Source organism: Hanstruepera flava, from assembly GCF_023634025.1.
Taxonomy (GTDB): Bacteria; Bacteroidota; Bacteroidia; order Flavobacteriales; family Flavobacteriaceae; genus Hanstruepera; species Hanstruepera flava.
Genome location: NZ_JALJCW010000001.1, coordinates 504,797 through 528,944 on the forward strand (window position 1 = coordinate 504,797; position 24,148 = coordinate 528,944).

24 protein-coding genes and 1 pseudogene are annotated in these 24,148 nt (G+C 33.8%); 7 read left to right on the forward strand and 18 right to left on the reverse strand.

Annotation, left to right across the window (positions count from 1 at the left end; genetic code table 11):
* Nucleotides 1-52 precede the first annotated feature (52 nt).
* Nucleotides 53-751: a phosphoadenylyl-sulfate reductase gene (locus MTX13_RS02335; protein ID WP_250432808.1), complete on the forward strand. Its 699-nt coding sequence runs from the start codon at nt 53-55 to the stop codon at nt 749-751.
* A gap of 51 nt (nt 752-802) precedes the next feature.
* Here MTX13_RS02335 and sucC read toward each other — a convergent pair whose 3' ends face one another.
* Nucleotides 803-1,993 (reverse strand): ADP-forming succinate--CoA ligase subunit beta, encoded by a 1,191-nt coding sequence (gene sucC, locus MTX13_RS02340; protein ID WP_250432809.1) that lies wholly within the window; start codon nt 1,991-1,993, stop codon nt 803-805.
* A 176-nt stretch (nt 1,994-2,169) separates the two neighbouring features.
* Here sucC and lysA point away from each other — a divergent pair.
* From lysA to MTX13_RS02360, 4 genes and pseudogenes are all read left to right on the forward strand, one after another.
* Nucleotides 2,170-3,375 (forward strand): annotated as a pseudogene (gene lysA / locus MTX13_RS02345) (diaminopimelate decarboxylase).
* A 357-nt stretch (nt 3,376-3,732) separates the two neighbouring features.
* On the forward strand, nt 3,733-4,776 hold the full coding sequence (locus tag MTX13_RS02350) for a hypothetical protein (RefSeq protein WP_250432810.1): 1,044 nt from the start codon (nt 3,733-3,735) through the stop codon (nt 4,774-4,776).
* Between the two features lie 2 nt (nt 4,777-4,778).
* Nucleotides 4,779-6,194 (forward strand): MBOAT family O-acyltransferase, encoded by a 1,416-nt coding sequence (locus MTX13_RS02355; RefSeq protein WP_250432811.1) that lies wholly within the window; start codon nt 4,779-4,781, stop codon nt 6,192-6,194.
* Between the two features lie 4 nt (nt 6,195-6,198).
* Nucleotides 6,199-7,389, forward strand: coding sequence for a DUF1624 domain-containing protein (locus tag MTX13_RS02360; protein ID WP_250432812.1), 1,191 nt, complete (start codon nt 6,199-6,201; stop codon nt 7,387-7,389).
* Between the two features lie 215 nt (nt 7,390-7,604).
* Here MTX13_RS02360 and MTX13_RS02365 read toward each other — a convergent pair whose 3' ends face one another.
* From MTX13_RS02365 to MTX13_RS02420, 12 genes are all read right to left on the reverse strand, one after another.
* The gene (locus MTX13_RS02365) at nt 7,605-7,985 is read right to left on the reverse strand and encodes a VOC family protein (protein ID WP_250432813.1); all 381 of its coding nucleotides are present in this window, start codon (nt 7,983-7,985) and stop codon (nt 7,605-7,607) included.
* Nucleotides 7,985-8,560 carry a hypothetical protein gene (locus MTX13_RS02370; RefSeq protein ID WP_250432814.1) on the reverse strand — a complete coding sequence of 192 codons (576 nt, stop codon included), beginning with the start codon at nt 8,558-8,560 and terminating at the stop codon, nt 7,985-7,987. The genes MTX13_RS02365 and MTX13_RS02370 overlap by 1 nt, the downstream gene beginning before the upstream one ends.
* Nucleotides 8,557-9,258 (reverse strand): T9SS type A sorting domain-containing protein, encoded by a 702-nt coding sequence (locus MTX13_RS02375; RefSeq protein ID WP_250432815.1) that lies wholly within the window; start codon nt 9,256-9,258, stop codon nt 8,557-8,559. Before MTX13_RS02375 ends, MTX13_RS02370 begins: the two co-directional genes overlap by 4 nt.
* A gap of 4 nt (nt 9,259-9,262) precedes the next feature.
* A complete protein-coding gene (locus MTX13_RS02380) occupies nt 9,263-10,666 on the reverse strand; it encodes a M20/M25/M40 family metallo-hydrolase (protein ID WP_250432816.1) in 1,404 nt (467 codons plus the stop codon).
* An 80-nt stretch (nt 10,667-10,746) separates the two neighbouring features.
* On the reverse strand, nt 10,747-11,625 hold the full coding sequence (locus MTX13_RS02385) for a PPK2 family polyphosphate kinase (protein ID WP_250432817.1): 879 nt from the start codon (nt 11,623-11,625) through the stop codon (nt 10,747-10,749).
* A 136-nt stretch (nt 11,626-11,761) separates the two neighbouring features.
* The gene (locus MTX13_RS02390) at nt 11,762-12,925 is read right to left on the reverse strand and encodes a sigma-54-dependent transcriptional regulator (RefSeq protein WP_250432818.1); all 1,164 of its coding nucleotides are present in this window, start codon (nt 12,923-12,925) and stop codon (nt 11,762-11,764) included.
* A 1-nt stretch (nt 12,926) separates the two neighbouring features.
* On the reverse strand, nt 12,927-13,811 hold the full coding sequence (locus tag MTX13_RS02395; protein WP_250432819.1) for a DUF6268 family outer membrane beta-barrel protein: 885 nt from the start codon (nt 13,809-13,811) through the stop codon (nt 12,927-12,929).
* A gap of 23 nt (nt 13,812-13,834) precedes the next feature.
* Nucleotides 13,835-14,731 carry a mechanosensitive ion channel family protein gene (locus MTX13_RS02400; protein WP_250432820.1) on the reverse strand — a complete coding sequence of 299 codons (897 nt, stop codon included), beginning with the start codon at nt 14,729-14,731 and terminating at the stop codon, nt 13,835-13,837.
* A gap of 4 nt (nt 14,732-14,735) precedes the next feature.
* Nucleotides 14,736-16,049: an ABC transporter permease gene (locus MTX13_RS02405; RefSeq protein ID WP_250432821.1), complete on the reverse strand. Its 1,314-nt coding sequence runs from the start codon at nt 16,047-16,049 to the stop codon at nt 14,736-14,738.
* Between the two features lie 2 nt (nt 16,050-16,051).
* A complete protein-coding gene (locus MTX13_RS02410) occupies nt 16,052-16,978 on the reverse strand; it encodes an ABC transporter ATP-binding protein (protein ID WP_250432822.1) in 927 nt (308 codons plus the stop codon).
* 296 nt (nt 16,979-17,274) lie between these two features.
* Complete coding sequence (gene dnaJ, locus MTX13_RS02415) at nt 17,275-18,405, reverse strand: molecular chaperone DnaJ (RefSeq protein ID WP_250432823.1); 1,131 nt, start codon at nt 18,403-18,405, stop codon at nt 17,275-17,277.
* Between the two features lie 3 nt (nt 18,406-18,408).
* Entirely contained in the window at nt 18,409-18,936 is a 528-nt protein-coding gene (locus MTX13_RS02420; RefSeq protein WP_250432824.1) for a nucleotide exchange factor GrpE, read from the reverse strand.
* Between the two features lie 159 nt (nt 18,937-19,095).
* Between MTX13_RS02420 and MTX13_RS02425 the strand changes: the two genes are divergently transcribed.
* Nucleotides 19,096-19,755: a YceI family protein gene (locus tag MTX13_RS02425; protein WP_250432825.1), complete on the forward strand. Its 660-nt coding sequence runs from the start codon at nt 19,096-19,098 to the stop codon at nt 19,753-19,755.
* A 54-nt stretch (nt 19,756-19,809) separates the two neighbouring features.
* On the opposite strand, the gene MTX13_RS02430 is transcribed toward MTX13_RS02425, so the two are convergent.
* The 4 genes from MTX13_RS02430 to MTX13_RS02445 form a co-directional block, all read right to left on the reverse strand.
* Nucleotides 19,810-20,712 (reverse strand): TIGR01777 family oxidoreductase, encoded by a 903-nt coding sequence (locus MTX13_RS02430; RefSeq protein ID WP_250432826.1) that lies wholly within the window; start codon nt 20,710-20,712, stop codon nt 19,810-19,812.
* A 130-nt stretch (nt 20,713-20,842) separates the two neighbouring features.
* The gene (gene mnmD / locus MTX13_RS02435) at nt 20,843-21,526 is read right to left on the reverse strand and encodes a tRNA (5-methylaminomethyl-2-thiouridine)(34)-methyltransferase MnmD (protein WP_250432827.1); all 684 of its coding nucleotides are present in this window, start codon (nt 21,524-21,526) and stop codon (nt 20,843-20,845) included.
* Between the two features lies 1 nt (nt 21,527).
* Nucleotides 21,528-21,965, reverse strand: a complete 438-nt coding sequence (locus tag MTX13_RS02440; RefSeq protein ID WP_250432828.1) for a hypothetical protein — start codon at nt 21,963-21,965, stop codon at nt 21,528-21,530.
* A complete protein-coding gene (locus MTX13_RS02445) occupies nt 21,965-22,477 on the reverse strand; it encodes a DUF4920 domain-containing protein (protein ID WP_250432829.1) in 513 nt (170 codons plus the stop codon). Before MTX13_RS02445 ends, MTX13_RS02440 begins: the two co-directional genes overlap by 1 nt.
* Before the next feature lie 114 nt (nt 22,478-22,591).
* On the opposite strand from MTX13_RS02445, the gene MTX13_RS02450 reads away from it, so the two are divergent.
* Nucleotides 22,592-23,659: a branched-chain amino acid aminotransferase gene (locus tag MTX13_RS02450; protein ID WP_250432830.1), complete on the forward strand. Its 1,068-nt coding sequence runs from the start codon at nt 22,592-22,594 to the stop codon at nt 23,657-23,659.
* Nucleotides 23,660-23,693: 34 nt separating this feature from the next.
* On the opposite strand, the gene MTX13_RS02455 is transcribed toward MTX13_RS02450, so the two are convergent.
* On the reverse strand, nt 23,694-24,080 hold the full coding sequence (locus tag MTX13_RS02455; protein ID WP_250432831.1) for a nucleoside triphosphate pyrophosphohydrolase family protein: 387 nt from the start codon (nt 24,078-24,080) through the stop codon (nt 23,694-23,696).
* Nucleotides 24,081-24,148 lie beyond the last annotated feature (68 nt).

Here is a 24,148-nt window from a genome sequence, read left to right on the forward strand (position 1 = left end):
ATCAAGCTTCATTCTTAATATTGCACAATTAAGACATATTTATCCTAATTGCATGTTCAATCAACCAATACCTACTCCAAAAACACATTTTTCAGAACAAGAAATCCAGTTACTTAATAAAAAGTATAAGCCTTTAACACCTTGCCAAAGAATTGAACAACTGTATATAGATTTTGATGTAAGCGACATAATGCTTACGAGTTCATTTGCTGCAACTTCAGCATTTTTACTTAAACTAATATCAGATATCAATAAAGAACAAACCGTGTTTTTTATTGATACTGGTTATCATTTTGATGAAACTATACGATATAAGGAAGCTTTAGAAAAACGTTACGGTCTAAACGTAAAATCAATTCGTGCCATTAAAGAAGAATACGAATTCACAAAAAAAGACGAAACCTGGAAAAAAAATCCAGATTTCTGCTGTTCAATAAACAAAGTTAGACCACTTGACATTATTAAAAAACAATATAATGTATGGGTTTCTGGCTTAATGGAGTGGCAAAGTGATCATCGTGCAACATTAGATATATTTGAGTTACGTGGCGATATTCTTAAGTTTTACCCCTTATTGGATATCTCCAAACAAGAACGTGACTCCTACATAAAGGAGCATAATTTACCATTTCACCCATTAGTAGCTCATGGCTACCACTCTATTGGTTGTAAGCATTGTACCATACCTGGTGAAGACAGGAGTGGCAGATGGAACAACAATCCTAAAACAGAATGTGGTTTACATTTATAACAAAAAAAGCTCTCAAAATAGAGAGCCTTTTTTTATTCCATTTGTTTATTATTAAGATAAAACTTGCTGTACTTTATCTGCTGCTTCTTGAAATTCTGTTGCACTCATAACATCCAACCCAGAGTTGTCAATTAATTCTTTTGCAACATCAGCATTGGTTCCTTGTAAACGCACTATAATAGGCACATTTATATTACCCATATTTTTATAAGCATCAATCACACCTTGAGCCACACGGTCGCAACGTACAATACCACCAAAAATATTAATCAAAATAGCCTTAACATTAGGATCTTTCAAAATTAAGTTAAAGGCAGCTTCTACTCTAGCAGCATCTGCGGTACCTCCAACATCTAAAAAGTTTGCTGGCTCACCACCTGCTTGCTTAATTAAATCCATAGTAGCCATAGCTAAACCTGCTCCATTTACCATACATCCTACATTACCATCTAAATCCACATAGTTAAGTCCGACTTCTTTAGCTTCAACCTCAACAGGATTTTCCTCACGTAAATCACGTAATTCAGCATAATCTTTATGTCTATATAAGGCATTATCATCAATGGTAACTTTAGCATCTACGGCCATTATTTTATTATCGCTTGTTTTTAAAACAGGATTAATTTCAAATAATGACGAATCAGACTTTACATAAGCAGTATATAACGCTGTAACGAATTTTGTCATTTCTTTAAAAGCCATACCTGATAAACCAAGGTTAAAGGCTACACGTCTAGCTTGAAAAGGCATTAATCCAACAGCTGGATCAATTTCTTCAGTAAAAATTAAATGTGGTGTTTCTTCAGCTACTGTCTCAATATCCATACCACCTTCGGTAGAATACATAATCATGTTACGACCTGTACCACGATTTAATAAAACAGACATGTAAAACTCGCTTGTTTCACTTTCACCTGGATAATACACATCCTCTGCAATCAACACTTGGTGTACACGTTTACCTTCAGCCGAAGTTTGAGGTGTTACAAGGTTCATTCCTATTATTTGACCTGCAATCTGCTCTACTTCCTCTAAATTTTTAGCCAATTTAACACCTCCACCTTTTCCACGGCCACCAGCATGTACTTGAGCTTTTATGACATGCCAGCTTGTTCCTGTTTCTTCGGTTAATTGTTTTGCAGCCTGTACAGCTTCTTGAGCATTTTGCGCAACAATACCACGCTGAATGCGAACGCCAAAACTGCTTAAAATTTCCTTTCCTTGATATTCGTGTAAATTCATTTATCTGTAAAATTTATAGTGCCACAAAAGTAAACATCCTGTAACATTTAACCAATAAATTTTAAAGGAAGTATTCCAACCCTTTTTAATTGACCGAAATTTGATATAAATACCTATAGATTCATATTAGCTATCCCAAAATACTTTTTAGCTTTGCAGATCTTAAATTAAAAAAAATGAACTCAAAAACCTTATTACAAATTGCCGAGGACCATGGAAGTCCTATTTATGTTTATAATTCTGAAAAAATAGTTTCACAATATAAACGTTTAAAACAGGCATTTAATAAGGTGAAACAGGTAAAGATAAATTATGCAGTCAAGGCTTTATCTAATTTGTCTGTTTTAAAACTGATGAATTCATTGGGTTCTGGGTTGGATACCGTTTCCATTCAAGAAGTTAAATTAGGACTAACTGCTGGTTTTGATCCTAAAGACATTATTTATACACCTAATGGTGTTTCACTTGAAGAAATTGAAATGGCTTCAAAATTAGGTGTTCAAATAAACATTGACAACTTATCTATTTTAGAGCAATTTGGTACTAAGCATCCAAACACACCTGTTTGCATCAGAATCAACCCTCATGTTATGGCTGGTGGGAACACCAATATCTCTGTTGGACATATTGATAGTAAGTTTGGTATTTCCATTCATCAAATACCTCATATTTTGCGTATTGTAAAGAACACCAATATGACCATTAATGGTATTCACATGCATACTGGTAGTGATATTTTAGATATTGATGTGTTTTTATATGCCAGTGAAATTTTATTTGAAACAGCCAAAAATTTTGAAAACCTAGAATTCATAGATTTTGGTTCTGGTTTTAAAGTGCCCTACAAAGAAGGTGATATTGAAACCAACATTGAAGAATTTGGTAAAAAACTAACAAAACGCTTCAATGCCTTCTGCAAAGAATATGGTAAAGAATAAACATTAGCCTTTGAACCTGGTAAATTTTTAGTGAGCGAAGCTGGTTACTTTTTAACCAAAGTAAATGTTGTTAAGCAAACAACATCTACCGTATTTGCACAAATAGATTCTGGATTCAATCATCTTATCAGACCTATGCTATATGGTTCACAACATGAAATTGTTAATATCTCAAACCCTGAAGGCCGCGAACGGTTTTATTCGGTTGTAGGCTATATTTGTGAAACAGATACTTTTGCAAATAATAGACGTATTGCAGAAATTACTGAAGGTGATATTTTAGCTTTTAAAAATGCTGGTGCTTATTGTTTTTCAATGGCTTCAAATTATAATTCCAGATATAGACCCGCAGAAATTTTATGGCATAATAAAAAAGCCCATTTAATACGCGAACGCGAAACTTTTGATGATATAATAAAGCATCAAATAGTATTAGATATTTAATTAAAAAGCGCGACTGTAATAATCGCGCTTTATTATTTTTAATAGGTTCTCAAGTTTTTTTTGCTATATTTATAATTCCCTAAAGTCTTTTAATAGCTTTAATAAAGACTTATGACAACCAAACCAACTAATTTCATTGAGCTAAAAGGCTCAATCTCACATCCCCTAAAGCTCAAGAATTTTCCTACCACATTTATCTCAATAATCAATTGGGATAACTTTTCGTGTATTTTCCCCTCTCAAAAATTATGTGTTTCCAACCAATTAAATCACGAAATGTCCATTAGCCTTGCCTTGGTTGGCTGCAATAATAAAACAAAAGATGTTAACAGTAGTGACTTGTAATAATTAAATTCTATGAACTTAAAACAATCCTTAATAATTGGAATCACCCTTTGTATTCTAGGAACCATAGGCTGGGAAATATATTGGCGATCCAAAGGTTACTATCCCGATTTAGATAATAACGAAGCATTATTTGCCGTACAAAGAAATCGAGTTAAAAGAGCATTGGATTCAGACATTATAATCGTTGGTTCTTCTCGAATTCATTTTGATATACAATTGGATGTTTGGAAACAGGAAACGGGAATAAAACCCATTCAATTAGCTTATCCAGGAGCAACGCCGTTGCCAGTTTTTCACGATCTGGTAAACCATACAGATTTTGTGGGAACTATAATTGTTGGTGTAACACCAGGACTGTTTTTCTCATCTACTTCTACTGAAAAAAGGGCATATAGAAGCGCCAATGATAAAGTTGAATATTTTCATAATCGAACTTACGCCCAACGTTTAAATCACTTATTATCAATACCATTACAAGAAAGCCTAGCATTTATTAGCGATGCAGATGGTGTAGACGCTATTAAATTGCAATTTCTTTTAGAAGGTATTCAATTCGGCAATCGTATTGAAGGGAATGACTTCCCTCCTTTTCCAAACTTTGCAGACATTTCACTTGATAGAAATTTACGAATGACAGAAAAAACGGCAAGAGATACATCTTTTGCTAGATTAATAAAAAATGTTTGGAGCTTTAAAAGCACACCTGAAACGCCACCAAGGGAGATGAGTAAAGACAGTGTAATGGAACTTTTTGTTAAAGATGCCAAAATATTTCAAGAACGTGGGGGAAAGCTCGTGCTTTTAAGATGTCCTTCAACTGGGTATTATCGTAAAAAAGAAGAGAATTTTTATTGTAGAGATGAGTTTTGGGACGAACTTGTAAAACAATCTGGAGCTAAAGGCTATCATTTTGAAGACTATAAACAATTAAAAGATTTGGATTGTCCAGAATGGTCTCACTTATCGGGTGAGGATGCTGATTTTTTTACGGCTGAAATTGCAAAGATTATGATGAATGACAACACAATACCAATTAAACTTAAAACTAACTAGATATGCTTTTTAACTCCTTAAGCTTTATAGTATTTCTAGTTATAGTTTTACTGCTTTACTATTCTAAATTCTTAAACTGGACCAACAAAAAGCGCATGCTGTTACTAGCTAGTTATGTGTTTTACGGATTATGGAATCCACCATTAGTAATATTGCTTTGGATCTCAACTTTAGTCGATTGGACTGCTGGCAAAAAATTAGCAATAGAAGACAACCAAAGAAAACGAAAAATGTGGCTATTATTAAGCATGGTAGTAAACCTTGGCTTTCTGGCATTCTTTAAATACGGTAATTTTCTATTGGAAAATTTTACTGCTTTAGTCAACACAATGGGAATTGAATTTGAAGCCTTGCCCATGGATATTATTTTACCAATGGGAATTTCGTTTTACACATTCCAAACCATGTCCTACACCATTGATATGTATAAAGGTAAAATTGAACCAGCTAGAACCTTTTTAGATTTTGCATTATATGTTACATTCTTCCCACAATTAGTTGCTGGTCCAATTGTTAGAGCAAAAGATTTAATAACACAATTTTATGAAGAGAAACGAGCAACAGCCAATCAGTTTTTTTGGGGTGTTTTTTTATTAACTATTGGCTTATTTCAAAAAGTAGTGATGGCTGACACATTACTATCCAGTACATCCGACTATGTTTTTGGTTCGGATAAACTACTGCATGGCGTTGATGCTTGGATTGGTACATTGGCATTTTCAGGACAAATATTTTTTGATTTTGCAGGATACTCTACATGTGCAATTGGTATCGCATTAATGCTTGGCATTATTCTTCCAGATAACTTTAGATATCCATATGCTTCATTAGGCTTTTCAGATTTATGGAGTCGTTGGCACATTTCATTATCAAGTTGGCTAAAAGACTATCTATATATTCCTTTAGGTGGAAACCGACATGGTATTACCAGAATGTATGTAGCCTTGATGCTAACCATGTTACTAGGCGGACTTTGGCATGGTGCTGCCTGGACCTTTATGGTTTGGGGTGGTTTGCATGGAACTTATCTCATACTCGAAAAACTTCAAAAGCAGTATTTACCTTTTAAGATTACTAAATGGAATGGTATTTTCTTGGCATTCATTACATTTTCTTGTGTAAATATTACATGGGTGTTTTTTAGGGCACGTGAGTTTGACACAGCTTGGAATATGATTAAATCTATGTTTTACATGCAGACTAATGGCGAAAAAATATTAGGCTCATTTGAGATTTTAAAAGTAAGTCTGGTAGTTGGAATATTATTTATATGCCATTGGCTTATGCGAAATACATCTATGAAAGCTGTATCTTTAAAAACCAACCCCATTATTTTGGGTGTGTTTTGGGCGTTTATGTTATTCTTAATAATAATATCTCAAGGCAGTGGTGAACAATTTATATATTTTCAATTTTAAATCTATGAATACTGTAAAATCAACAAGAATAGAGTCCATAGACATTTTAAGAGGTTTAGTTATGATTATTATGGCTCTAGACCATGTTAGGGATTATACAAATACAGGATACTTATTTCTAGATCCCACTAATATGGACACCACAACACCTGGTTTATTTTTCACACGATGGATTACCCATTTTTGCGCACCAGTATTTGTATTCTTGGCTGGAACATCTGCTTTTTTATATGGAGCCAAAAAAACATCAAAAAAAGCCTTGTCAAAATTTTTATTTACTCGTGGATTATGGTTGGTTTTTACAGAATTAACCATAGTTAATTTTGCATGGACTTTTGACATTAACTTAAGCCTTCACATCTTTCAGGTTATATGGGCTATTGGTGCCTGTATGATGATTTTGTCAGGACTAATTTACTTCCCTAAAAAAGTATTATTAATCCTAGGTTTATTAATCTTATTTGGTCACAACTTATTAGATGGGATAACAATGCAGGGCAACGATCCTCTTGCAATTTTATGGTATTTCATACATCAACAAAATTTTGTCGTATTCAATGGTGGTCAGTCTATGATGTTTGTTGCCTATCCTATTCTACCTTGGCTCGGGATTATGGTTTTAGGGTACTGCTTTGGAAACTTCTATAAAAAAGATTTTAATGTAGCTATCCGAAAAAAATGGCTACTAATATTAGGCTTTGGTTCTATTGCATTATTTATAGTTCTACGTTATATAAATGTATATGGCGATTTGGTTCCTTGGAGTGTTCAAAAAGATAGTACATACACCTTTTTATCGTTTATGAATACGGCTAAATACCCACCATCCCTCCTGTACACCTTAATGACACTGGGCCCTTCAATGCTATTCTTATATACTATAGAAAATGTAAAAAATGCTATTACTCATGTTTTAGTGGTTATAGGACGTGTACCATTTTTCTATTATATCATTCATTTATACGTCATTCATTTTGTTGGCTTAATTGGTCTGACCATATTAGGAGAAGATTGGAGAGAACTAATCATGACGCCTTCTAGATTTATGAGCGGTTATCTTGCTGATAAAGGTTTTGATTTATGGGTAACCTATTTAGTATCGATTATGGTCGTTGTAATATTATATCCGTTCTGCAATATGTTCATGAAATACAAAGCAAATAATAGAGACAAATGGTGGTTGAGTTATTTGTAATGTCATAATTATAAGTTAAACCAATACCATTCTTCTTTTAAATGTTACAAAGCCAGTATCTTTGTAGCAAACGACTATTATGGATGGTTTTAGTATCGTTATGGCTTTTGCTATTATCCTTTTCGCTAGATTAGGTATACGACTTATTACGAAATATCTTGAACTAAAACGCGAAGAAAAAGAAGAAAAGCAAGCACAATAGCTTTACTTAAATTCTAGTTGATATCCTTATAAAAAGTTAACCCGTTTTTATATAAATCATAAAATGCAAATTCTTTAGTTTGCCAAGGTGTCTCCTTTACTGCAGTACTTTCGTGAAACACATCTTTAGATTTATATTCATTAAATAAACTCTCAATATTATGGGTAACAATCCGTAGCATGGGCCTATCTACTCCAGATTCCCACTCTTTGGCATCGTGCCACTGCAAATGAATTTCAATATCGTCTCTTCGTACTCCAGCATAAGTTGGATTTTTAGGATCGTCTGCAAAGGCAATTTCAAAACCTAGCTTATTGACATAAAAAAACAAGGCAGCTAAAACATTTTGTACCGGTAAAACAGGATGTATTTGGTGTAAATGTGCTTTTTCCATTAGTCTCTTAATTTACCATTAAATAAACTCGCTTTAGAGTTAAACGGATTCCCAGATGAACGCCTCAACAAAACCACTTGTCCGCAATGCCAAACCGCATCTTCTATTGGACCATTTATTTGGTTCCAAAACGGAATTTCACGATCTCCAAATACTATTTTAAACTGGCTGATATCATCACTGGTTCTTAAAATATCTGCAGCTGTTTTAAAGTTGATTAAAGTGGCTTTGCGCATTTCTTCAAAATTCAACTCTTCTTTATCCTCTTTTATATTGTTGTCCTTTTTTAAAGTTGAATTAACTATCATTTTTGAAAGTCTATATATATGCTCAATCGTCTCCATAGAAGAGCGTGCATCGGCATTGGGTTTAAAATCCAAATCAGCTTGTCTTAATCCTTCTGTTGCCCAATAATATCGAAATCCTAATCCATCAACAGCTCGTGCTGCGACAGTTCCTGCTGTAAAGCTTTCTGGAGCTTCAGGTATTTCGTAATACGGCAATCTATCATCATGTGATTGTGAAAAACCAGAAGTAAAAGCTAAAACTAATATGGCAGTAAAAACAGTCTTCATTGTTTTATTATTTTTCGTATCTCTTTTCTATTATTATCACTTTCAAAAACAAAAATGTAAATACCAGGTTTTAGTTCTGAAACATTAATTACCGATTGCTCATGGCTAACAGATTTTGAATGTATTAATTGACCGTTAATGTCATAAACGCTAACATTTAATTTATCATTATTTTGTTTTTCTATAAAAAGTTCATCAATAATAGGATTAGGATAGGTTTTTAAATCTGTCATACGAAACTCTGTAGCATGAAGCCTGGCGCTACCGTAAATAGCTTGATCACCATTAGCAGCTGTAACTATTAATGTACTAGAATCAGATTCAGTTGTAATTACATATGTAAACGGATTAAACTGATTACCCATATATACATTAAAATATTGCTGTTCATAGGCACTGTTTTCAGATATCCCGCAAACCGCCAAAGATTGTACTAAATCTTCAAAAGTAAAAGTAGATGTGTTATCATCAAAACTAATATTCCCAGCCAAATAATTGCACATCACTGAATAAAACTCATAAGGTTCATCCAAAAATTCTAATGTTATATTCGCAATTTCCTCATTAACAGGAGGAAAATTATCTTCGCCATTAATTATCACATTTTGTAAATACCAAGCATTATCATCTAATAAAGGGTTTTGAGAAAAACTATAGAAAGAAAGGCAAACTAAAACTAGGAGCATTATTTTTTTCATGTTATCAATCTTTTAATTCTTCATTATTCGAAATTGGCGAAATACCATACTTATCAATTAAATACACTAAACTTGTCATAGTTGCTGCGCCTAATTCCAGTTCGCGTTTATTTACATGTTCAAACGTATCGTTAGCAGCATGATGATGGTCAAAATAACGTTGTGAATCTGGACGTAATCCAGCACATACATTGGTATCGGTTTTTAATGGACCAACATCGGCTCCGCTGCCACCCTTTTCAAAATAATGAATTAAATAGGGCTTAAATAAGCTTCTCCAACTTTCAATTTTATTAAAAACAGCATCGCTACAATCAAAGCTAAAGCCTCGAGGTGTAAATCCTCCAGCATCACTTTCTAACGAAAAAATATGGTTTTCACCTTTTTGTTTGGCCACTTCAGCATATTTTGTTGCGCCACGTAGTCCATTTTCCTCATTCATAAACAACACAACGCGAATACTACGTTTAGGCTTTATACCACTTTCTTTTAGTAAACGTAATACATCCATAGATTGCACACAACCTGCACCATCATCATGAGAACCATCACCTAAATCCCAAGAGTCTAAATGGCCACCAACAATAATATATTCGTTAGGAAACTCGCTTCCAGTAATTTCACCAATAACGTTATACGATTGTACGTCGTTCATTTGCTTACAGGTCTGGTTAAAAAAGAACTTTAAGTCTTTGTCTAAAGCCAACATACTACTCAATTTTTCGGCATCGTTTGTACTTATAGCAGCAGAAGGTATACGTTGCGAATTTGGCAAATCACCATAACTCATACTTCCGGTATGTGGCAAATCGTCTAAACGTAAATTCATGGAACGTACAATTACACCAACTGCTCCAAGTTTACCAGCTTCCATGGCACCAGCATAACGCTGATTCACGCAACCGCCATAAGCTTCAAAAGTTTGAATTAAATCGGGTTGCATAGGTCTGTTAAAAAATACAATTTTTCCAGCAACATTTAAACGACCTAGTTTCTTTAATTCTTCAAAATCTTGGACTTCTATCACAGGTGCTTTTACACCACCAAAAGGCGTTGCGATTGATCCTCCTAAAGCGCAAATATTAACTGTGGTCGTTGATCCTGAACCAGACTCAATAAAGGCATATTCTTTAGTACCTCTAACCCATTTGGGAACCATTACAGGTTGCAACCACACTTTATCCAATCCTAACTTTTCCAGTTCCTCTTTGGTATATTCAACAGCTTTTTCGGCATTTAAAGAGCCTGAAAGCCTGCCACCTATCTGATTAGACAAATAATCTAACCATTCATAACTCTTACCATTGGTTAAAGAAGTGGTGTAAATGGTTCTTAAGGTTTCAGCATCGGTTTGAGCAGATACAATTACTGACGATAATATTGTAATAAGTAGAACTAGTTTTTTCATGAAAATAATTTGAATGGAAAGATACTATATTATTGGTGGTCTAAAAGTGAAAAAAAGTATAAAATCGATTAACTGAAAAGCTATTCACTTTCAAGTTGTTTTTTATACAAATCTATGTTAGCCTTTACATCTGGTTCAAGCTCAGGAGGTTCTATATCTGTGTAACGCTTTAAAGTATCATGCAAAACACGGGCTACAAGGTATCTAGCTGTTGGTTTATCATCGGCTGGAATGGCATACCAAGGCGCATGAGATTTAGAGGTTTTATTAATGGCCTCTTCATAACAAAACTGATAGTCGTCCCATAGTTTTCGTTCGTCTAAATCGCCTGGTGAAAACTTCCAGTTTTTGTTTGGTTTGGCTAAACGGCGTAATAATCTGTGTTTTTGTTCATCTTTAGACAGATGAAGAAAAAACTTAAATATTATGGTGCCATTTTCGGCTATGTGCTTTTCAAAATTATTAATTTGCTCAAAACGCCTTTCCCAAAATGCCTCATTTACATCTTCTAAACTATTGACATCAGGTAGCTTTTCTCCTAGAATATATTGCGGATGCACACGCGTTACCAAAACGTTCTCGTAATGTGTACGGTTAAATACACCAAATTTGCCTCGAGCAGGTAGGGCTATATAATGACGCCATAAATAATCATGATTAAGTTCCAATTCCGTAGGAACCTTAAAACTATGTACCACAACGCCTCTGGCGTTGAGTTCTTTAAAAACCTCACGAATTAAACTATCTTTACCAGCTGTGTCCATACCTTGAATGCAAATTAATGCCGCATACTTACCATGGGCATACATAGTATTTTGTATGTCTGCCAAATCTTCACAAACATCTTCCAGAGCATGCTCAATTTTTTTCTTATTGGCTTGTAAATCAAATGTTGTTGGTATTTCAGATAATTTTATGGTTTGTTTGATTTGAAACGATTCGATATTAATATCCTTCATAAAGTGAATTTTAATTAGAATTATAAATATACTAATTCCTAATGATTGTATTGGTCAACAGGAAAAGGTCAATTGTTTATTATAAAAAAACACCGCTTAAGCGGTGTTTTTTTATGTACTCAATATTAATTAAAGCTCATTTTGAAGCAAACATCTTAACATCGCTTTCACTAACCTCTTTTTCACCTAATATAATTAAGCGTTCTACCACGTTACGCAATTCGCGAATGTTACCTGTCCAATCGTATTCTTGAAGGAGTTTAACAGCTTTGGCTGAAAAGGATTTTTTAACTGTACCTTGTTCTTTTGAAATCTTATCGGCAAAGTGCTCTATTAGTAACGGAATATCATCGCGTCTATCATTTAATGCTGGAACCTTAATAAGAATAACAGCCAATCTGTGATATAAATCTTCTCTAAAGCGTCCCTCTTCTATTTCCTTTTTTAAATTTTTGTTAGTTGCAGCAATTACACGAACATCAACTTTGATATCTTTGTCATTACCAACACGCTGAATTTTATTTTCTTGAAGAGCTCGCAACACTTTAGCTTGTGCAGAAAGACTCATATCGCCTATTTCATCTAAAAAGATAGTACCTCCATTAGCCGCTTCAAATTTACCTGCTCGGTCTTTAACAGCACTAGTAAAAGCCCCTTTTACATGGCCGAATAGTTCACTTTCAATAAGTTCTGCAGGTATAGCAGCGCAGTTAACCTCAATTAATGGCCCTTTTGAACGTTCACTTTTTTGATGCAACCAATGCGCGACAAGTTCTTTTCCCGTTCCGTTTGGCCCAGTAATTAAAACACGAGCATCTGTTTGAGCAACTTTATCAATCATGTCTTTAATATGAGATATTGCATCACTCTCACCAATCATCTCGTAGTTTTTACTTACTTTCTTTTTGAGCATTTTATTTTCAACTACTAGCTCTTTTCTATCCAATGCAATACGCACGGTATTAAGTAAACGGTTTAAATCTGGTGGTTTTGATATATAGTCAAACGCACCCAGACGCATTGTATTAACAGCTGTGTCTAAATCGCCATGACCAGAAATCATAACAATAGGAATTTCAGGCTTAATTTTTTTGACAGCTTCCAGAACTTCAACACCATCCATCTTTGGCATTTTAATATCACATAAAACCAAATCGAAATCGTCTTGTTTTATTTTTTCTATTCCAGACAAGCCATCTTCGGCTTCATCAACTTGATAACTGTCATTTTCTTCAGATAATATTTTTACTAATACACGGCGTATAGCCGCCTCATCTTCAATTACTAATATTTTGGACATATTATATTTTAAATTTTAATCCGGTTCTTAAATAAGGCGCATTTATGTTGTCTAATTTATAAATTTCATCGCGATTTTCAGCTCTTAAAACATTATTTAAACGGAATGTATACCCTGTATATATATAAGCAGCTAAATGATCTGTAAAACTGTACTCATAACCCAGTCCACCCACAACTACAGATAACGAAATATGATCGGCTAGTTCATCATTAATAACAATCGCGTCTTGAATATGAGCATAAAATCCATCAAAAGTCACAAATGTTTGAAATGTGCTCTTACTATTAAGTTGTAGTTTAATATTAGATTTTGGAATACCTAATGTATAACTCCATTTTTCATTAAGTATTCTATAGTAACTAATAAACGGTAGAGGAAAAGGCACACCAGCTGTTGAATTATAGGTTAGACCTAAAATTAATCGCCATGGATTATTTAAACTTTCATCTTTCAATCTATCTTTTATAGCGTAAATACCACCATTTATAAAAAAATCTCTCCAAGTAATACTTTGCGTTAATGTCGATGCTATTCTAGGATAAACTTTTACTCCAAATCGCCAATCATCATGAGTTTTAAATGTATATGCCATTGAAAAATCTATGATATGAAATTTATCAATGATATCGGTTTCGAATGGATAGGGTTCTTCTAATTTTAGATGCACTCGATTGTATTCTGCACCAATAACAAAATAGCTGCCTTTTTTCAGTTCAATCGGGTAATTAAATAAGGCGCGAAAGCGTGTGTATTGGTCTTCAGATTGACTTTGCGGGATAAATGAATATTCTAATCGAGCAATATCTGTAAGTTGGGCTATGGTACTATTTGGCACAAACATTAAAGTGAATAAGATTATCACTTTAAATATTTGAGTATTCATTCTTTGCTTGATTAACTTAATAATTATTGTTTGCTGGGTTTTTCAAAAATATGAACATCTCTCTGTGGGAATGGTATGGTAACATTATGTTCCCTAAACAACCTATCAATTTCAAAACGGATGTTGCTTTTAGGAAATTGCGCCTTAAAACTATTATTAATGGTAAATATTACTTTAAAATTTAGTGAGCTATCTCCAAAATTTGTAAATAATACAATCGTTTCTTCATGATTCAAAGTCTCTGGTTGAGCATTTGCTGCTTGAATAAGCAACTTTTTAACCAATTGCACATCACTACCATAAGCTACACCAACCTCAACACTTTCGCGAGTAGTTATGCCATTTTGCGTCCAATTATATAAACTATTCGTTAAATACAAATGGTTTGGTATTACCAAAACTTTATTGTCAATTGTTACAGCTCTTGTTGTGCGTAACTTTATTTCATCTACTCGACCAACCATACCATCTATTTCAATAATATCGCCAACATGTAAACTCTGGTCTATTAAAATAAAAACACCAGAAATGATGTCCTGAAAAAGGGTTTGCAGTGCTAAACCAACACCAATCAATAATGCCGCCGAAGCTGCAAAAATAGCCGTTACGTTAATACCGACCGAATGAAAAACAATGAGTAAAACCACGATGTAAACTACCCATCGTGCAAATGAAAAAACAGTTTGAAACTTGGCTCTGTCATCTTTAGGCAAACGTCTTGAAAACAACCTTTTAACAATACTCAAAACAATTGTTGTAACTATATAAATAATTAAAACCAATAAAACGAGGCCAATTGTTATTTTAATGGTCTTGTCTTCGTTTACGTACAAAACTGTACCTAGAAAATCCACAAATGATTCCCAAATACTACTCTCTTTTACAATTTCTTCAATTTCTTCTAATTGATTCTGTCTCATAAACTTAATATTTAATCCATTTAATGAGTTCTTTATAGCTTGGTTTTTTACCATACATTAATATTCCTACACGATAGATTTTTGCCGCAACCCAAACTGTAAAAACAAAAGTTCCAATTAATATTCCTAAAGATAATAATTGCTCCCAAATTGGAACTCCAAATGGAATGCGCATAAGCATAACAACTGGAGATGTAAAAGGGATATGCGAAAACAAAGTAGACACCATACCATGAGGATCTTCTATTACTGTAAATATTCCAATATAAACGGCTAAAATTAATGGCATTAAAATAGGCAACATAAATTGCTGTGTGTCCGTTTCGTTATCAACAGCTGCACCAATAGCTGCATAAAGTGAACTGTACAGTAAATAGCCGCCAATAAAAAAGAAAATGAATGCTAAAATTAAATTTAAAATAGGCAAATTAGAGAATGCCACCAGAACCTGTTGCGCCTCGAAAGATACAGCTCCTGTGTTAGCAGATTGATTAATTAACTCCTGTTGTGTTAATTGCGATTGCATTAAATCTATGCCAAAAACACTTGACACTATTAGCATTAGAATACCACCTAAAACAATCCAAATCACAAATTGAGTAATACCTGCCAACGATGTTCCAATTATTTTACCCAGCATTAATTGAACTGGTTTTACAGAAGAGATAATGACCTCAATAATACGACTGGTTTTTTCTTCTATAACACTTCTCATAATCATATTACCGTAAATAATTATGAACATAAACAATAAATACCCTGCAGCACCACCAAAAATAAGTTTTACTATACTATCTGTTTTTGATGTCTTTTCACCAACAAAACTTTCTTGTACAATATCTACACGTACTCTTGAATTACGTATTTGTTCAATATTAACATTTAAGCGCTCTAATTTTAAGTCGGTTAAATAGTTACCTAATTTATCTTCCAAGCTTCCTATGAAAGTAAGCGAAGGCGAATCTACGGAATAGAACTTAATATTGTTGGCCAATGTATCAACATCAATACTATTCTCCACATATAATAGGCCATAGTTTTCTTGCTCCTCAACAAGAGTTTTTGCCTCTTCTAGCGACATGTTTGGTAAAAATGAATAATTAATATTATCTGTGCTTTCTAGTACAGATTGCATTAACCCAGAATTATCCAAAACCGAAACTTCTCGTTTAGCATTATTGTTAATTTGAGACAAATAGGCCACAACTGCAACTAAAGCTATCATAATTACAGGGCTTAAAATTGTCATGACAATAAAAGACTTGTTCTTAACTTTAGTTAAATACTCGCGCTTTATAATTAGTGGTAAATGATTCATGTTTAATTACTCTTTACAGATTGAATAAAAATATCATTGGCACTTGGCACTTGTTCAACAAAATGGCACACGCTTCCTTTTGTCATTAAAAAGTCTAATAAATCGTTTGCTGAATCAGCATCAGATAGCTTGACATTATACTTTAATTCATCTCCTATAGACTTGTAACTAGCCTTTGACGTTTTAAATCTCGATATAAGTTCATTTTCGAAGCCAGTTTCTTGAAAAGGGTTAATACCAACCTCAAACGTATTGGTTTTATAAGCTCTTTTAATATCGATTAATTTACCATCAAGAATTTTGTTTGATTGGTGAATCAAAGCTATATGGTCACAAAGTTCCTCAACAGACTCCATACGATGGGTTGAAAATATTACTGTTGCGCCATTTTCTTTGAGCCTGATTATTTCATCTTTAATAATATTGGCATTTATAGGGTCAAATCCTGAAAATGGCTCATCAAATATCAATAATTTTGGCTCATGCAAGACAGTAACAACAAACTGAATTTTTTGTGCCATACCTTTAGAGAGTTCTTGAATTTTTTTATTCCACCAATCTCCTATTTCTAGGCGTTCAAACCAATATTTTAATCGCTTTTTAGCCTCCTGTTTACTCAAACCCTTAAGTTGCGCTAAATAAAGGGCCTGCTCGCCAACTTTCATAGATTTATATAACCCACGTTCTTCAGGCAAATAACCAATATCTTTTATATGTTTAGGCTGTAAGGATTCAGAATCCAGAATTACACGCCCTTGATCTGGCATGGTTATCTGGTTTATTATTCTTATTAATGTTGTTTTACCAGCCCCATTCGGACCCAATAATCCAAAAACACTGCCTTTAGGAACTGCAATAGACACTTTATTCAATGCAGTAAAATCGCCAAATTTTTTAGAAACATCGTGTACTTCCAATAAGTAATCCATTCTTGAATTGCTATTTATTGTTGCATTGGGTAAAGATATTAAATGTAGTAGAGTAAATTAAAAATAATAAGCCCTAAATACGTTTTAATAAAAACAAAACCCATCCTTAAAAACGAATTTAAGGATGGGAAAAAATTGCTATGAAAAAGAAAAATTACCACTATTCTAGAATAGTGATAAATCAAATATAGTGTTTTTTCTGTAACTATTAATAAAAGTCGATAAATAACTTTAATAATAATCAAAAAAAATCCGCTAAACAAGCGGATTTATATAGGGTTCAAGAAATTGACTAGTTATGAAAACATATCTTTCACCTTCTCAAAAAACGATTTGTCACCAATTTCTGGCTTCGGTTCAAAATGTTCGTCATTTCTCATGCTTTCAAAAAAGTCTTTTTGTTGCTTATTTAATGTTTTGGGTGTCCAAACATTAACATGTACAAGTAGATCTCCTTTACCATAACCATTTATAGATGGAATACCTTTACCCCGTAAACGCAGTATTTTACCTGATTGGACTCCTGGTTCAATTTTTATACGAACTTTTCCAGTAACAGTATCAATTTCCTTTGAAGTTCCCAATACTGCATCAGGCAAACTAACATATAAATCGTAATGTAAATTATCACCTTCACGCTGTAGTGTTGGATGATTTTCTTCCTCTATAGCAACTAGTAAATCACCTGAAATACCATTTCCAGGCGCTTCATTTCCTTTACCAGAAACTTTTAGTTGCATACCATCTACAACTCCAGCAGGTATTTTAATAGAAACCGTTTCTTCTTTAACAATAAGGCCATGCGCATCAGCATCACTTGGTTTTTTATCAATAGTCTGGCCTGCTCCACCACAAACATTACAGGTTGATGCCGTTTGCATGCGTCCCAAAATCGTATTGGTAACCCGTGTAACCTGACCCGAGCCATTACAAGTACTACATGTTTTATATGTTGTTCCCGGAGCTTGAACTTTACGTCTTACTTTTACCTTTTTCTCAACACCATTGGCTATATCTTCCAGAGTTAATTTAACACGAATACGAAGATTACTGCCTTTAACACGACGTTGTCCGCCGCCTCCAAATCCACCGCCAAAACCAGAGAATCCGCCGCTTCCGCCAAAGGCTCCTCCAAAAATATCCCCAAACTGGCTGAATATATCGTCCATATTCATGCCGCCTCCACCAAAGCCTCCAGCACCATCAAAAGCTTGGTGTCCAAATTGGTCGTAACGCGCTTTTTTATCAGCATTACTTAATACTTCATAAGCTTCAGCCGCTTCCTTAAATTTAGCTTCGGCTTCTTTATCATCTGGGTTTTTGTCCGGATGATACTTTAAAGCCATTTTTCGGTAAGCTTTCTTTATTTCTGAATCTGAAGCACTTTTGGTTACTCCTAATATGTCGTAATAATCTCGTTTTGCCATGTCTTATTGTCCTATAACTACTTTAGGGAATCGTATGGTTTTGTCACCTAATTTGTAACCTTTTTCGATTACATCAATTATTTTGCCTTTTAAATCTTCGTTTGGAGCAGGGATTTGTGTTACTGCCTCATGAATATCGGCATCAAAAGTATCACCTTCTTGTAGTTCTATAGCCTCCAATCCCTTTTGATTTAGAGTATTTCTTAATTTATTTTTAATAAGCTCAACACCTTTAAGCAACTCCTTTTCTTCTGTTTTTGATATTTCCAAATAGGCTCTGTCAAAATCATCTAAAATAGGCAACAAAGCTTGTATAACATCTTCATTAGCCGTTTTAAATAATTCAATACGTTCTTTTGCAGTGCGTCGTTTATAATTTTCAAACTCTGCAAACAATCTTAAAAACTTATCTTTTTCTTGTTGTAAAGCCTCTTCAAGTTGCTCTTCAGCAGACTTCTCCTCTTGTTCTGCTACTTGGTTTTCAGAAATTTGTTCTTCAGAAATTGCTTCCTTCTTATCTTTTTTGCTCATGTGTAATTTCCTTTTTATACAATACTTATATGGACGAGCAAAAGTACTGCCATTATTATTAAAATGTCAAAATGTCACTCAAAATTTTTAAGTTTTTTTTTAGAAATATCTAGATTACTAATACGTATTTTTGTGTTATAACACTAAAAGAAAATTATTATGACTAAAACATTTTTAAAATTTGCTGGAATAACAATATTAGCCCTTGCACTTACAAACTGTAAAGACAAGGCTAAAGAAGCTGAAACTACTGTAGCTGAAGAAACTGCTGAAACTACTGCTGTTTCTACAAAATATTTAGTAGACGCTGGTAATTCTACTATTAAGTGGAAAGGATTTAAACCAACAGGAACACACACAGGAACCATTGCAATAGAAAATGGTGTATTTACCATGAATGATAATGCTATTGAGAGTGGATCTTTCTTAATTGACATGGGTTCTATAACAGTTACAGACATCCCTGCTGAAGACGAAGGTAATGCTAAATTAACAGGCCACTTAAAGAGTGATGATTTCTTTCATGTAGAACAATACCCATCTTCAGCATTTGAGGTAACAGCTTTTGAAATGCAGGATGGAAAAGCTATGCTTTCTGGAAATTTAAAAATGAAAGATGTTGAAAACAACGTTACAATTCCTGTTAATGTATCTGAAAATGGTGATACAGTTACAATTACTAGTGAAGCATTTACTATTGATCGTTCTAAATGGAATGTTAAGTTCAAATCAAAATCATTCTTTGATGATTTAGGTGATAAATTTATAAACGACGATATTGAACTACAAATTTCAGTTACGGCTAATAAAAAAGCTTAGCGCCAACAAATTTTTGTCAATAAAGCCGCTGTAAATTTACAGCGGCTTTATTCTTTATAATAGATTAGCTAAACTTGATTTTAAATTGGCATAGCTAAACTGAAAGCCCTTATTCTCAATTTTTTTACTGCTTACACGCTGACTTTCAAACAACAAAATGTGCATATCTCCTAAAATTAGTTTCATAATAAATCGAGGAATATTGGGAAGTATTAAAGGTCTTTTAAGGGTTCGAGCTACTGATTTGGTTAGTTCTGAATTAGTTACAGGATTAGGTGCTACACCATTAAAGACACCTGGTAATTTATGATTGAGCACGTATACAAACATAGCTGACAAATCAGTCTTATGAATCCATGACTGCCATTGATTGCCATTTCCAAAAGCCGCTCCAAGCCCTAATTTTACTGGTCTAGCAATTTGAGGCAAAGCACCTTCCTTATCATCCAAAACCAAGCCAATTCGTATTTTTGAAACTGTTAATCCCAACTCTTTAAACGTATCTGCTTCCAATTCCCATTTTACAACAACTTCTCCTAAAAAGGTACCAGAAACGTCGGAAAAGTCTTCTTCATAAAAATTAGTAACAGAACTGGGGTAAATTCCAATAGCACTGGCTGAAATAATATGAGTAACCGAATGCGTATGTTGGCTTAATAAACTGTTCAATGTTTTTAAGCTATTAATTCTACTCTCTAAAATTTCATTTTTATTAGCTTCTGTCCAACGCTGGGCAATGGTACTACCTGCCAAATTAATAATTGCATTAACTCCCTCTAAACATTTAGAATCAATATCACCAATTTTTGGATTCCAAAAAAAACCGCGATAATTAGGGCTATTTTCTATTTTACCTTTTGAAGTAGTTAAATAATGTACAGAATAGCCTAGCGCATGACATTGATACACAATAGACTTTCCTATTAAGCCTGTTGCTCCTGTAATTAAAACTTTCATATTCAATTTTTAATAAAGATAAGAAATGCATGGCCCAAAAAGCCATAGTTTAATGTAGCTTTAACAGATTTAACGAAAGTTAACAATACTTCGTAGCATGAAGCATTTAACTCGCTCTATTCGTCGAATCCTAGGCTTTTTTAGAGGCTCGTAACATTTCACGTTTTCCAGGAGGACCTTCCAACCGCTCGACAGTAAAACCAACAGCCTGCATGGCACGTCTTACGCTTCCTTTGGCTGAATAAGTAACCAGAATACCATTTTTTGTTAAAGCATCGTACATTATTTTAAAAATATTTTCTGTCCATAATTCGGGCTGGACTCGGGCTCCAAAAGCATCATAATAAATAATGTTGAAATGATTCTGATCTTTTAAATCTTGAAACTTCTGCTTTCTTTTAGTTAAACTAAAGTGTGGCGAAATAACATGCTTTTCTTCCCAACCACAAGTATGCAACTCATTAAACGTATTGCCAAAACACTCATTATTTAATAATTCAGGATAGTTTAGCGCCTGAACTTCATAAACTAAAACCGGATAAGCCTCAACACCTACATAATCAATCGGAGTTTCCTTTTCTTCGGCTTCTAGTAAAGTAAGAAAGGCATTCAACCCCGTTCCAAAACCAATCTCTAATATTGATATTGGTGTGTTTAAATCTTTAAAAAGGTCGATAAAATAATGGAGTCCGTGTTTTATAAAAACATGTTGCGCCTCTTTCAAGGCGCCATGTACAGAATGATATTGCTCATTCCAATCTTTTATTTGTATGGTTTTTGAACCGTCTGCTGTGGTGATTATTTGACGCTTCAAACTATTTTATTAATAGCTTTTTTATTCTAGGTATTGGCCCTGTACATTCTGTTTGATGACAAGATATGCATAGGTTGACTGTTTTGTTGAAACGTTCTTCTAATGGAACGGTAGATTCTGTATTATAAATTTCTTTTTCGGCTTCAATAAACAATTCAGAAAAGCTTTGAAATACAGCATTTCGCTCTTTAAATTCAGACATTTCTGCTGAATGGATCTTTAAAAAATCCAATGGGAATTCTGAAGGTACATTTCCAGCCAAAATATCGTTCTTGACTTTTAAGTTATGGGCATACATTTGGTTCATGAGATTAGCCATTTCAGATGGCTCATACATATCATAAACAATCTTTTCTTGTTTAGCGGTTTCTTGAGTTTCCTCGTTTTGTTTACAGCTAAAAAAAATAAATATACTTAATACAAGAACTAAATACTTCACTATTCTTCAATTAAAAGCACACCGTCGGCCATAAATGAATAGGTACGCTTTGGTTCAGTAATTTCTGCTATTTCTTCTTCTGATTTTCCTGCATCTTCAGCGTAGTGTCTCTGCTCATCTACAGATACTTCTGACACATAAGCCTGCCCATTAATAATAACCTCTTTTCCGGCAATATTTTTTGGCATAAAAAACCCGTAGTCTTTAAATTTAACCATTACTTGCTCATCGTTACCTAAATCCAATCGCATCCAACAGCCTTTAGCCTGGCATACCTCATCAACTTTGGCAACCATTTTTGAGGATACACTATCACCTACTTGCATAGCCTTAAACTTTTCGGCCATTACAGATGCATCAACCGCATTGTCTGCTTCAATTTTATCTCCAAAAGAGGCATAGGCAATTTCTTTAGTTTCAGGTTCAACAATTTCAACTTCTGTTTTTTGTTCGTTATTCTTGCAAGAAACCATGATTAAAGCTAATAAAAGCAAAGAGAAAATATTTTTCATAAGTCAATATTGATATAAAATTCCGACCTCAAATATACGCTTTTTTTAAGTAATTATTATGTTTTAAAAAAGATTGAAATTAAGTATTTTTGCAGCACTAAAAAACAGAAAAAAATGGTAGATCATAAGATTAACGAAATCGATATAGTTAAAGTAGAGAAATCAAGGGTAAATGAAGTAGATTTTGATAAGATAGATTTTGGACGTGTATTTACCGACCATATGTTTGTCTGTGATTTTGTTAATGGCGAATGGCAACAACCAAAGATTATGCCTTATCAACCTATGACTATCGAACCATCTGCACGCGTGTTCCATTATGGTCAAGCTGTTTTTGAAGGCATGAAGGCGTTTAAGGACAATTCAGACAATGTTTTCCTATTTAGACCTGAAGACAACCATGAGCGAATTAATAAATCTGCTGCACGTCTTGCCATGCCAGAATTCCCAAAACAGTATTTTTTAAATGGCTTAACCGAATTACTGAAACTAGATAAAGCTTGGATTAAATCTGGTGTTGGCAATTCGCTTTATATTAGACCTTTTATTATAGCTATTGAACCAGCAATTTCTGCTGCTCCAGCAAATACATATCGTTTTATGATTATCTGCTCGCCTGCAAAAGCTTATTATACAGGAAAAGTGCGTGTACTATTTGCAGAAAAATATAGCCGCTCTGCCGATGGAGGTGTAGGTTTTGCAAAAGCTGCAGGTAATTACGCTGCCCAATTTTATCCAACAAGCCTTGCACAAAAGAAAGGCTTCCAACAAGTTATCTGGACAGATGCCAATACACATGAATATTTAGAAGAAGCTGGCACCATGAATATTTTCTTCAGAATTAATGACACGTTAATTACTGCGCCAACTAACGATAGAATTCTTGATGGCATTACTAGAAAAAGCATAATTCAACTTGCCAAAGATAATGATATCAGCGTTGAAGTAAGACGTATAAGTGTTAGTGAGGTTAAAGAAGCTGCAAATAACGGAACACTAAAAGAAATTTTTGGAACTGGAACCGCTGCTGTTATTAGTCCTATTTCAGCTTTTGAACATGCAGAAAAGGTTTTTGAATTACCAGATGTTGAAAAAAGTTATGCTACTTTATTAAAACAAGAACTACTCAATATTCAACATAATCTTACAGAAGATAAACACGGTTGGAGATTGGATGTCTAAACTTATAAAAAAAGCAGCTAAAGAGCTGCTTTTTTTATTTATCTAGTATAGCCTCGATATTAGGCTTAAAATAATTTGGGCCCTTTAATACTTTGCCATCCTCTCTATAAATGGGTTCACCATCCTCGCCCAATTTGCTCATATTACTACGTTGAATTTCGTTAAAGACTTCTTCAATTTTATATTGCAAACCATGTTCGATAATGGTGCCGCATAATATGTAGAGCATATCGCCTAACGCGTCTGCCACTTCAACTAAATCATTTTCATTAGCCGCTTCTAAATATTCTTCATTTTCCTCGCGCATAAGCTTATAGCGCAACATATTTTTCTCTAAACCCAAATTGGCTTTTGGTGTTTCTCGATGACCTATTTTAAATGCCGTATGAAATGCTTTAACGGCTTCTATTTTTTCTTTCATTTAAAACTTGTTTTAACTTTCACAAAAGTGAAAGTATTATTCTTTTTAATTAATTTTGCATAAAATTA